10 protein-coding genes and 1 riboswitch are annotated in these 10,637 nt (G+C 65.9%); of the genes, 3 read left to right on the top strand and 7 right to left on the bottom strand.

The genetic code is table 11. The features are described from left to right. Positions 1 to 1,368: gamma-glutamyltransferase (gene ggt, locus V7E26_RS26775; RefSeq protein ID WP_324422153.1), on the bottom strand; the 1,368-nt coding region annotated here is incomplete at its 3' end. 128 nt (positions 1,369 to 1,496) lie between these two features. On the opposite strand from ggt, the gene V7E26_RS26770 reads away from it, so the two are divergent. Continuing rightward, positions 1,497 to 2,885 carry an MFS transporter gene (locus V7E26_RS26770; protein ID WP_324422151.1) on the top strand — a complete coding sequence of 463 codons (1,389 nt, stop codon included), beginning with the start codon at positions 1,497 to 1,499 and terminating at the stop codon, positions 2,883 to 2,885. A gap of 26 nt (positions 2,886 to 2,911) precedes the next feature. On the opposite strand, the gene purH is transcribed toward V7E26_RS26770, so the two are convergent. From purH to V7E26_RS26745, 5 genes are all read right to left on the bottom strand, one after another. Beyond that, positions 2,912 to 4,504, bottom strand: coding sequence for a bifunctional phosphoribosylaminoimidazolecarboxamide formyltransferase/IMP cyclohydrolase (purH, locus tag V7E26_RS26765; RefSeq protein WP_324422149.1), 1,593 nt, complete (start codon positions 4,502 to 4,504; stop codon positions 2,912 to 2,914). 23 nt (positions 4,505 to 4,527) lie between these two features. Further along, positions 4,528 to 4,608: riboswitch (ZMP/ZTP riboswitch) on the bottom strand. Positions 4,609 to 4,656: 48 nt separating this feature from the next. Further along, positions 4,657 to 4,971 carry a HigA family addiction module antitoxin gene (locus V7E26_RS26760; RefSeq protein WP_324422147.1) on the bottom strand — a complete coding sequence of 105 codons (315 nt, stop codon included), beginning with the start codon at positions 4,969 to 4,971 and terminating at the stop codon, positions 4,657 to 4,659. Between the two features lie 11 nt (positions 4,972 to 4,982). Then, on the bottom strand, positions 4,983 to 5,261 hold the full coding sequence (locus V7E26_RS26755; protein WP_324422144.1) for a type II toxin-antitoxin system RelE/ParE family toxin: 279 nt from the start codon (positions 5,259 to 5,261) through the stop codon (positions 4,983 to 4,985). Between the two features lie 66 nt (positions 5,262 to 5,327). Next, positions 5,328 to 7,040, bottom strand: a complete 1,713-nt coding sequence (locus V7E26_RS26750; protein ID WP_324422142.1) for a heparinase II/III family protein — start codon at positions 7,038 to 7,040, stop codon at positions 5,328 to 5,330. 161 nt (positions 7,041 to 7,201) lie between these two features. Beyond that, positions 7,202 to 8,554: an RsmB/NOP family class I SAM-dependent RNA methyltransferase gene (locus V7E26_RS26745; RefSeq protein ID WP_324422140.1), complete on the bottom strand. Its 1,353-nt coding sequence runs from the start codon at positions 8,552 to 8,554 to the stop codon at positions 7,202 to 7,204. 160 nt (positions 8,555 to 8,714) lie between these two features. Between V7E26_RS26745 and V7E26_RS26740 the strand changes: the two genes are divergently transcribed. Continuing rightward, a complete protein-coding gene (locus tag V7E26_RS26740) occupies positions 8,715 to 8,906 on the top strand; it encodes a DUF1674 domain-containing protein (protein ID WP_324422138.1) in 192 nt (63 codons plus the stop codon). Positions 8,907 to 8,966: 60 nt separating this feature from the next. Next, entirely contained in the window at positions 8,967 to 9,560 is a 594-nt protein-coding gene (locus tag V7E26_RS26735; RefSeq protein ID WP_324422136.1) for a thermonuclease family protein, read from the top strand. A gap of 48 nt (positions 9,561 to 9,608) precedes the next feature. On the opposite strand, the gene V7E26_RS26730 is transcribed toward V7E26_RS26735, so the two are convergent. Further along, positions 9,609 to 10,121 (bottom strand): L,D-transpeptidase, encoded by a 513-nt coding sequence (locus V7E26_RS26730; RefSeq protein ID WP_324422134.1) that lies wholly within the window; start codon positions 10,119 to 10,121, stop codon positions 9,609 to 9,611. Positions 10,122 to 10,637 lie beyond the last annotated feature (516 nt).

The following is a 10,637-nucleotide window of genomic DNA, read 5'->3' as shown; positions in this document are numbered from 1 at the left end:
CCGGGGGGGGTGGCCCTCGAAGCCGCCCGGGCGGACCGCGTTCGACGCGCCGGGCGCGGCGGTAAAAGCGCCCAGCTCGTTGTTGAGCACCCCGCCGGTTCCCGCCGCGACCAGGCCGACGCCATAGGGAAAATTCAGCGTGTAGGTGTTGCTGACCGCGTTGCCGCCGGCATCGACGACCGAATAATGCGTGGTGTTGCTGCCCTCGCGCGGGCTCACCGCCAGCACATCGCCCGCCGGCGTCGCGCGCGCGAGGTCGATGGTCGCTCGCTGCCTGGCGGCGTATTCCTTGGTGGTCAGCACATTGACGGGCGCGTTGACGAAGGCGGGATCGCCGAGATAGCGGGCGCGGTCGGCATAGGCGCGCTTCATCGCCTCGACCAGGAGATGCAGCGACGGCGCGGAGCCCTGCTTCATGTCCGACATCGCGACCCCCTCGAGAATGTTCAGCGACTGCAGCAGCACCGTACCGCCGGAGGAAGGCAGCGGCATCGAGACGATGTCGTAGCCGCGATAGTTGCCGCGCACGGGTGTCCGGATCACCGCCTCGTAGGATTTGAGATCGTCCGCCGTCATGATGCCGCCGGCATCACTGATAGCCTTTGCGAGTCGCTCGGCGACCGGCCCTTCGTAAAATCCGCGCGGCCCCTGTTCGGCAATCGCCGACAGCGTTGCGGCGAGATCGGCCTGGATCAGCCGGTCGCCCTCCTGCAATTGCGTGCCGTCGGCTCGCGCGAGCTGCCCGGCCGAGTTCGGCCAGCGCGCCATGCGGCGATACATGTCCGACAGCGTATCGGCCATGTCGTCGGTGACGACAAAGCCGTCACGGGCCAGCTCGATGGCGGGTTTGAGCATCTGCGCGAGCGTGAAACGGCCCGAGCCATATTTTTCCAGCGCGAGCGCCAGACCGGCGACGGTGCCGGGCACGCCGATGCCGAGCGCGGAGTTGCGCGACTTGTCGGCGTCGGGCTTGCCGTCCGGTCCGAGAAAGATGTCGCGCGTGATCGCCGCCGGTCCGGTCTCGCGGTAATCGATCGCGACGTCCTCGTTGCGGCTGGCCGAATGAATCACCATGAAGCCGCCGCCGCCGATGTTTCCGGCGCGCGGATAGGTCACCGCAAGCGCAAAGCCGGTGGCTACCGCAGCATCGACCGCATTGCCGCCCTGCCGCAGGATGTCGGCGCCGACTTGCGCGGCGATCCGTTCCTGCGCCACCACCATGCCATGCTCGGCGGTCGTGGCGCGGACGGTCGCGAGGTCGGGGGGCGCATAGGCGCGTCGTTCCTGCGCAAAGGCCGTTGCGCCAAAGGCAAACGCAAGAACGAATGTGGCAGCTGCTCGGCGCCACCGGATTGAAAAGACCGCCATCGAAAATCCGCCGCAGTTGCAGGACTGTGTGACGCGCGGCAGCCGCCCCCGCGTCGGTGATGCATGCTATATTGGTTTGAACTCAACAGGCAAAACGCCTCACGCGACTTTGAAGGGAAATATCGGGCATGGCGGCGACCGCTTCCGAGGCACAGAGCGGCCAAATTCCGCTGACATATCCGCGCCGTGCCGCCGTCGTCAGCTGGATCTTCTTCGACTGGGCCGCGCAGCCATATTTCACGCTGATCACCACCTTCGTCTTCGCGCCCTATTTCGCGAGCTTCGTCGCGTCAGATCCGGCGAGCGGGCAGGCGCTGTGGGGCTTTGCCACCGCGGCCGCCGGGCTGATGATTGCGCTGCTGTCGCCGGTGCTCGGCGCCGTTGCTGACGCCAGCGGCCGTCGCAAGCCGTGGATCGCCGGCTTTGGCGTGTTGCTGGTGATCGGCTCCAGCCTGATGTGGTTCGGCAAGCCCGGTGATCCCAGCGTCATCCCGCCGCTGCTGCTCGCCTATGCCATCGCCAGCGTCGGCGTCGAATTCGCCACCGTCTTCAACAACGCCATGATGCCGACGCTGGTGCCGCCCGACCGAATCGGACGGTTGTCCGGCACCGGCTGGGCGACCGGCTATGTCGGCGGCATCATCAGCCTCGTCATCGTACTCGGCTTCCTCGCCGCCAGCCCCGAAACCGGCCGCACGCTGTTCGGCCTTGCGCCGCTGTTCGGTCTCGATCCGGTCACGCATCAGGGCGACCGCATCACCGGTCCGCTGACCGGCATCTGGTTCATTATCTTCGTGACGCCGATGTTCCTGTTCACGCCGGACTATCCGGCGCGGCGGCCGATCGGCGAGGCCGTGCGCGAAGGCCTGCGCGGCATCAAGCGGACACTCGGCGAACTGCCGAAGCAGCGCAACATCGCGACATTCCTGCTTGCGAACATGATCTATACCGACGGGCTGGTGTCGCTGTTCGCCTTCGGCGGCATCTACGCCGCCGGCACGTTCGGCTGGCGCACGATCCAGATCGGCACGTTTGGAATTCTGCTCGCGATCGCCGGCACCTTCGGCGCCTGGCTCGGCGGCAAGCTCGACGACCGGCTGGGGCCGAAGCGCGTCATCGCCGGCAGCCTGCTGATCCTGCTGCTCGCGCTCGCGGCGATCCTGCTGGTCGGCAAGGACTCGATCCTGTTCGTGCCGGTCGCGCCGCCCGCGCCCGGCGGCGCGCTGTTCTCCGGCGCGGCCGAGCGCGCCTATCTCGTGCTGGGCTGCCTGATCGGCGCGGCCGGCGGCCCGCTGCAGGCGGCCTCGCGCTCGCTCCTGATCCGCCTCGCGCCGAGGGACCGCATCGCGCAGTATTTCGGCCTGTTCGCACTGACCGGGAAGGTGACGTCGTTCATCGGGCCGCTGCTGATCGGCGCGATCACCGCCGTGACCGCGAGCCAGAAGGCCGGCATGGCCATGCTGGTGCTATTCTTCGCCGCGGGCCTCGCGCTCCTGATGCGCGTGCGGGAGGGATAGCGAGCGGTTGTCCGCGCGCGGTGTCCTCAATGCCTGAAATGCCTGACGCCGGTGAATACCATGGCGATGCCGTGGTCGTCGGCGGCCTTGATCACCTCGTCGTCGCGGACGGAGCCGCCGGGCTGGATCACGGCGGTGGCGCCGGCTTCGATGCAGGCGAGCATGCCGTCGGCGAAGGGGAAGAACGCGTCGGACGCGACGACCGACCCCTTGGTCAGCGGCTCGGCGAGTTTCAGCTCCGATGCGGCATCGAGCGCCTTGCGGGCGGCAATGCGCGCGGAATCGACCCGGCTCATCTGGCCGGCGCCGATACCGACCGTGGCAAGGTCCTTCGCATAGATGATGGTGTTCGACTTGACGTGCTTGGCGACGCGAAACGCGAATTTGAGGTCGCGCAGTTCGGCATCGGTCGGCGCACGCCTGGTTTCGACCTTCAAGGCCATGTCGTCGACGACAGCATTGTCGCGGCTCTGCACCAGCAGGCCGCCGGACACCGTCTTGGCCGTCAGGCCCACCGTGCGCGGATCGGGCAGTCCGCCTGCGAGCAGCAGTCGTAAATTCTTCCTCGCGCCGACGATCGCGATCGCCTCTTCCGTGGCGTCAGGCGCGATGATCACTTCGGTGAAAATCTCGGTGATGGCGCGGGCCGATTCCGCATCGAGCGTGCGGTTGAGCGCGACGATGCCGCCGAAGGCTGAGGTGGAATCGCAGGCGAGCGCGCGGCGATAGGCGGTGATGAGGTCGGGTCCTTCGGCGACGCCGCATGGGTTCGCATGCTTGACGATCACGCAGGCCGCGGTGCGCTTCGGATCGAACTCGCCGATGCATTCATAGGCCGCATCGGTGTCGTTGATGTTGTTGTAGGACAGCTCCTTGCCCTGCAATTGCCGCGCGGTGGAGACGCCGGGCCGCTTGTCCGGAGTCGCATAGAACGCCGCCTTCTGGTGCGGGTTCTCGCCATAGCGCAGCGACTGGATCAGCCGGCCGCCGAAGGCGCGAAAATCCGGCGCGTCGGTTTCGTTCTGCGCGGCGAACCAGTTCGAGATCGCGGCATCATAGGCGGCGGTGCGGGCATAGGCCTTGGCTGCGAGGCGGCGGCGCAGCGCGAGCGTGGTCGCGCCCGTGTTGGCAGCGAGTTCGTCGAGCACGGCCTGGTAGTCTTGCGCCTCGACGACGACGGCGACGTCGTCGTGGTTCTTCGCCGCGGCGCGGATCATCGCCGGGCCGCCGATATCGATATTCTCGATGCAATCCTCGTAACCGGCGCCTTTGTCGACGGTCGCCTCGAACGGATAGAGATTGACGACGAGCAGATCGATCGGCGCGATGCCGTGCGCCTTCATCGCGTCGGCATGTTCCCTGTTGTCGCGGATCGCGAGCAGGCCGCCATGGACTTTCGGATGCAGCGTCTTGACCCGGCCGTCCATCATTTCGGGGAAGCCGGTCAGCTCCGAGACGTCCTTGACCGGCAAGCCAGCCGCGGCGATGGCCTTGGCGGTGCCGCCGGTGGAAACGAGCTCGACGCCATGGCCGGCGAGCGCCTTTGCGAATTCGATCAGGCCGGTCTTGTCGGAAACGGACAAGAGAGCGCGGATAACGCGGCGGTTCTTCTCAGTCATGGGCAAGGTCCTTTGTCAGGGGATACTTATGCCCAGGCGCGCGGCGATCATTCCCGCGCTTCCCGATGGTGCTCCATCCAAAGTCGCCAGTCGCGCGAGAGGCGGCTGGTTAGCAGTTTTTGCCTGACATCACAATGGGCGCGGAAGGCGCCTCAGGCAGCCCCTACCTTGATGGTCGGGATTTGACTGACATCCTCGGTGCGCTCCGCCTGCCAGGTGTCGTAAGCGGCCTGCATCCTGGTCCAGATCCCGGCTCCGTCACCAAAAAGCTTGCCAAGCCGCACCGCCACCGCCGGCGAGACAGGCTTTTTTTCCTGAAGGATATCGTACAGATGCTGCCGCGAAATCCCGAGCAACTCGGCGATTTCCGACTTGGTTCGCCCGGTGGCCGGAATGATCTCATCACGAAGCAGCGCGCCGGGATGAGTGGGACAGCGGGCTTTACTGCGCTTGGCCGCATACGCCATGACTTACTCCTTTAATGATACTGTTCGAAATCGACCTGACATGCTTCGCCGTCGTCGAATTCGAAAGTAATGCACCAAGGTCCGTTGACGTGGACCGAATAGCGCCTTGGATTGAATCCGCGCAAGGAATGAAAATCGAACCCCGGAACGTTCATTTCCTCGGGCCGGACTGCGACATCGAGACGGTCAAGCCTCGCGAAAATGCGCTTGTGCATTTTCGCGTCAATCTTCGAACTCTTGCCCTTCGCCCACAGCTCGGCAAGGGCCTTGCTTTTGAAGGATCGGATCACACAAGCAATGTAAGCAAACAGCTTACATCAGTCAAGCCGATCGTTCGCAGGATGTTCTGCGATGCTTCAGAGCGGCAGTTCCGGCTCGCGGCGGGCGGCGCGCCGTGCGTTGGTGGTGGCGGCCGACGTCGATCGGACAAAGCTCCAGCGGACCGAGGTGGCGTGGTGGGAATCCTGCCGGATCACGATTTGCGCGGTGCGGCGCGGGCCGTCATTGCCGGCCAGGAACACGCTGTCCTCGAGGTCGACCTTGTCGTCGAGCGCCTCGAAGGTCCAGACGTCGCGGTTCGGCAATACCAGCATGGCGCCGCGCCCGTCGCTGAGACGGCTCGCCTTCACCGCAGGATGCAGGTGAAAGCGCAGCGCAAAATCGGTCTGGCCGGCCCTGACGCGCGCGCCCGGCGCCAGCGTCACCGTGTCCTCGCCGTCGAGCCGTCCGCCGTCCTGGGAGATCATCAGCACCCGCCGATGCTGGACGCCGAAGCGCGAAACATAGCCGTCATGCGAGGTGGTCAGCAGATCGCCGTCGGCTACCGCCTCGCGGTAGCTTTCCACATTGACCGGTCCGCTGGAGACCGGCGAGCCCTGCAACAGGCGCTTCATCGCCGACAGTTCGACGAACTGGCACGAGGAGGTGTCGTGATAGGTCAGCGTCGAATGCGCCATCGTGCTGCGCGCGAAGGCACGCCAATTGTCGCGGCCGGTCGAGGGCATGCCGCAATTGACGACGATCCGGCTTGCACCGGCCGACAATTCGAACGACAGGCAGCCGGCATGCGCTTCCTGGCTGACATTGGGCGGCGGCGGCGGACCGGTGTCGATGATCACTGTTGTCGTGCCGGCATCGAGGCGCTGGAAGCCGGTATACGGCATGTTCGCCATCGGCACGCCGTGGGTATCGTCATAGGCGAGCAGCGTCGCCACCAGGTCCGACGGCGCGCTGCTCATGCCGTTGAACAGCGCAAAGCTGCCGTCGCCGTGACGGAAGAAGCGCAGCATCGGCATCATGCGGTCGATCGCGTTGAGCAGCGCCGGCGGCGGCGCGATATTGCGCGCGGCAAAGGTCTGGCGCAGCGGCAACAGATCGCTGAGCAGTTCGACCAGCGCGCCGGGATTGCGCGAGATGTGCCCGCCGTCGGTCAGGATCTGCCGCTGCAATTCGTCGGACAGCCGCCGCGTGGCGACGCGGATGTGACGCGCCTGGTTGGCGAGGCACAGCGAGGCGTAGCACAGCGCGATCAGGACCTGCAGCCGCGGCACGCCGTCGACCGTATCGAACATCGCGAAGCGCAGATAGCGGATCTCGCGGGTCAGGCCGCGCAGATATTTGCGGTAGAACTTTCCGTCGGTGTCGCCGAGCACCAGCGGCGCCTGTGACAATAGCGAGATGACGCGGCGCGCCAGCACGTCGGGACGGCGCTCGAGCGGCCGCTTGCGCGCCGGATTGGAAATCCAGTCGTCGACCAGCGAGCGCGCATTGGCGCGGGTCAGCGCGGTGTCGGCGGCGCGCAAATGGCGCAGCCAGCCGAAGCCGAGCAGGGCGACTTCCCAGTCTTCCGACGGCGGTTCGAGATCGAAGATCGAGCGGCCGTGACAGGTCACGATCTTGCCGGCGAACACGAAGCGGCCGGCATAGATTTCGGCGGCGCGGGTGGCGTCGGCGGTACGCAGGTCATGCGGGGCGATGATCAGCCGGTCGGCGCGGCCCGGCCACAGCCGCGATACCGCCACCGTCGCCCCGGTGGCGCGCGCGATCACGGTCCGCGCCGAGCGGCTCATGATAAGCGTCGAGATGCGTCTGCTTTGAGCGACCGACACGCCGTACCTTGGTAAGGGATGGAGGGGGTTAATCTGGCGAATCCTTTTAATCCGGAAACGCCTGCAAGGCACCATCTTGAAAAGCGACGAATCACCCGAAGAGTGGGAAATTCCGTTTAAAATCAGGCTGATTTAACCAGACGCGCCGCGTAAAAGCCATCCAGCCCGCCGAGCCGGGGGTCGGCATGGGGCAGGTGGCAGGGCAGGGTGCGCAAATCACCCGATGCGGTGAGGATTTCGCTCAGGTCCGCGACCTCGCCCGCCTCGATCGGGGCGCGGCGGACGCCCGTTTCAGTTGCGAGCAGCGCGGCGATCGCCTGCTCGCCTTCCTCCGGTTCCAGCGAACAGGTGCAATAGACCAGCGTTCCTCCGGGCTTGAGCAGGGAAACCGCCTTCTGCAGAAGCCGCTTCTGCAGCGCCGACAGGGCCGCAATGTCGGCTTCCTGGCGCAGCCAGGCGACGTCGGGATGACGGCGGATGGTGCCGGTGGAGGTGCAGGGCGCGTCCACCAGCACGCCGTCGTAACCGCCATTGCCGCTGCCGGGCCACTCCGCGGCATCGGTCACGACATCATCGGCCTTGAGCGAAAGCCGCGCCAGATTGTCGCGCAGCCGCGCCATGCGCGCCGGCGAGCGGTCGACCGCGGTGACGCGCGCGCCGCCCTGCGCCAGTTGCGCGGTCTTGCCGCCGGGCGCGGCGCAGAGGTCGGCGATGGTCTTGCCGGCGACGTCGCCGAACAACCGCGCGGGCAGCGCGGCGGCGGCATCCTGCACCCACCATTGCCCCTCGGAGAAACCGGGCAGCATCGTCACCGAACCCTGCAGCAGCGTGCGCACAGTGCCGGTCGGCAGTGTTTCGCCGTGCAGGCGGCTTGCCCATTGCGCCGCATCTGATTTCACGGAGATGTCGAGCGAGGGCTCGTTGCCGATCGCGCGCGCCATCTCGCGCGCGGTGGCCTCGCCATAGGCGGCGATCCAGCGCGCCAGCAGCCACGGCGGAATGTCCAGCGTCTGCGCCTTGACCTCTTCGATCAGTGGCTGGCCCTCGCGCGCGCAGCGGCGCAGCACGGCGTTGACGAGGCCGGCATATTTGGCGGCGCGCCGGTCGGATTGCACCAGCCGCACCGAGAGATCGACGGCGGCATGGTCGGGCACGTCCATCCAGAGAATCTGCGCCGCACCGATCAAGAGCGCACTCTGCGCGCGCGGTGCATCGGTTGGGATGCCGCGATCGAGCAGGCGCGACAGCAGATGACCGAGCGTGCCGAGCCGTCGCAGGATGGTTGCGACCAGGCGGCGCATCAACGCGCGATCGCGGTCGGCAAGCGCCTTCAGTCCGGGATGGGCGCCGGCGCCGTCGAGTTGATCGTCAAGCGTGCGATGCTTGTGCAGTACGCCGTCCAGGATGTCAGCCGCGATGCGCCGCGCGGCGAGGCCGGGCACTTCCGAAGGTACTGCGAATCTGGACGGGGGCATGGAGCAGGAATGTCTCGGACGGCGGAAAGGTTTCGGCTCATGCCATGGAAAATGAACAAATCGTGTGCCACGCGAATATGCCAAATGTAAGAATCCCCACAGACAAATTCACGAAAGTGATGTCATCTGCGCGCCTGTCCCGTACTATGGGAGAACTGCGATGACCGACAATTCTTCCTCGTTCAAGAAACTGACACCCGCGGCCGAGCGCGCGCTCGCCGAGGCTGCGGCTCGTCGCCAGGCCGCCGAGGCCAATGGCACCACGCTGCAGAGGGAATTCCAGGGATCGAAGGGTCTGGAACCGACACGCTACGGCGATTGGGAGCACAGAGGCATCGCCTCGGACTTCTGAGAGATCCTTTGACGCCGCGGGCTCTTGCCCGATGACCCGACTCAGCTCTTAGTCGGGCCTATGCCTCCCTATGAGCGATCGAATGCGTTCCAGCGTCGGAGCCCGGCGCGCCGCTTGATTTCAGCGGCGCTGCCGTGGGTGTTCGTGGCCTGCGTGGTCGCGGTGAGCAATCTGCCGGTACGCCAGTGGGTGAACTGGCCGTGGTCGCACCCCGTCGACAGCCAGGCGGCGCGCGATTCCGAGATGATCTTGAAGCGCACCGGAAGCCCCGACACGCGTCACGCTGTCGATGTCGTCAGAACGATCGATGGCGATACGTTCGAGGCGCGGGTTCATCTGGGAAACGGCCTTGATCTCAACACGCGGGTTCGTCTGCGCGGCATCGATGCTCCGGAATTGAAAGCATCGTGCGCGCGGGAATTGCATATGGCGGAAGCCGCCACGGATGCGTTGCGCGCGCTGCTCGACGAAGGCGGCGTTGCAATCTTCAACATCGGGCCGGACAAATATTCTGGCCGCGTTGTCGCTGACGTCGCAACGCGGCGCACCGGAAATGTTTCGACGGCGATGCTCACCGCGGGTCATGCCCGCAGCTATGGCGGCGGGCATCGCAATGGCTGGTGCGCCAACGGGGATCAGGCGTCGCCGAAATGAAAAGAGCCGCGCGGTCGCGCGGCTCTCGTGCTCAACCTGCGTAGGAAATCAGTGCGTGACGGTCACCGTGGTGCCGACGGAGACGCGCTGATAGAGGTCGGTGATGTCGGCGTTGAGCATGCGGATGCAGCCATAGGAGACATAGCCGCCGACCGAGTTCGGCACGTTGGTGCCGTGGATGGCGTACTCGCCGCCGGCCAGCGTCATGGCCGCGACGCCCATCGGATTGCGCGGCGAGCCGCCGGCGATGACGTCGGGCATGCCGGGCTTGTCGCGCTTGACTTCGCTCGGCGGCGACCAGGCCGGGTTGAGATACTTGCCGTCGATCTTGGTGGTGCCCGCCCACTGCTTGGCGGCCTTGCCGACGCCGACCGGGTAGCGCATCGCGTGCCCGGATTCGAGAATGAGATAGAGCCGGCGTTCGTGGGTCCTCACCACGATGGTGCCCGGCGCGTATTCGCCGCTGACCTCGACCAGTTCCGGCCGCGCCTGCGCCGCCGACGACATCATGACACCCAAACCCATGGTGGCGGCCAACGCCACCACAATCTTATTCAACATGCCCAGCTCCAATTCGGCGCCCCACGCGGGGGCTCTCAAATTTCCTTTCAGGCCAAAACGGCCCGCTATCTCGACTGCATAATGTTAGTCGCACGAACTCACCGGGCGGTTTCAATCCCGGTCGCGGAACGATTTCGCTGAGCGGAACAAGGAAAATGTTCGCAGTGAAGTAAATGACCGGAAAACAACACAAGGTGCGAAACAGCCACGAAGGCCGGCGCGCCACTGACAAGTGCGTGAGGGGGACTGTCCTGCAGCTACTCCGTCATGCCCGGGCATAGGCGAGCGGAAGCGACGCCGCCCTTCAGACGGCTATGCCCGGGCATGACGGTAGAGAGGTGCGGATAGAAGCGCCGGCCTTAAGCCGGCGCGCCCTTCTTGTTCTGCCGGTTCTCCACGAGATCGTCGACCACGGCGGGATCGGCCAGCGTCGAGGTGTCGCCGAGGCTGGAGGGTTCGTCCTCGGCGATCTTGCGCAGGATGCGACGCATGATCTTGCCGGAGCGCGTCTTGGGC

The organism is Bradyrhizobium sp., assembly GCF_036735945.1.
Classification (GTDB): Bacteria; Pseudomonadota; Alphaproteobacteria; order Rhizobiales; family Xanthobacteraceae; genus Bradyrhizobium.
Note: the sequence above shows the minus strand (reverse complement) of the source record. Positions and strands in the feature narration are given on the sequence as shown.

Bases quoted from the DNA above. Each gene is read 5' to 3' on its own strand.
- V7E26_RS26770 (WP_324422151.1), top strand. From the start codon at position 1,497: ATGGCGGCGACCGCTTCCGAGGCACAGAGCGGCCAAATTCCGCTGACA.
- purH (WP_324422149.1), bottom strand. From the start codon at position 4,504: ATGACTGAGAAGAACCGCCGCGTTATCCGCGCTCTCTTGTCCGTTTCC.
- V7E26_RS26760 (WP_324422147.1), bottom strand. From the start codon at position 4,971: ATGGCGTATGCGGCCAAGCGCAGTAAAGCCCGCTGTCCCACTCATCCC.
- V7E26_RS26750 (WP_324422142.1), bottom strand. From the start codon at position 7,040: ATGAGCCGCTCGGCGCGGACCGTGATCGCGCGCGCCACCGGGGCGACG.
- V7E26_RS26745 (WP_324422140.1), bottom strand. From the start codon at position 8,554: ATGCCCCCGTCCAGATTCGCAGTACCTTCGGAAGTGCCCGGCCTCGCC.
- V7E26_RS26740 (WP_324422138.1), top strand. From the start codon at position 8,715: ATGACCGACAATTCTTCCTCGTTCAAGAAACTGACACCCGCGGCCGAG.
- V7E26_RS26735 (WP_324422136.1), top strand. From the start codon at position 8,967: ATGCCTCCCTATGAGCGATCGAATGCGTTCCAGCGTCGGAGCCCGGCG.
- V7E26_RS26730 (WP_324422134.1), bottom strand. From the start codon at position 10,121: ATGTTGAATAAGATTGTGGTGGCGTTGGCCGCCACCATGGGTTTGGGT.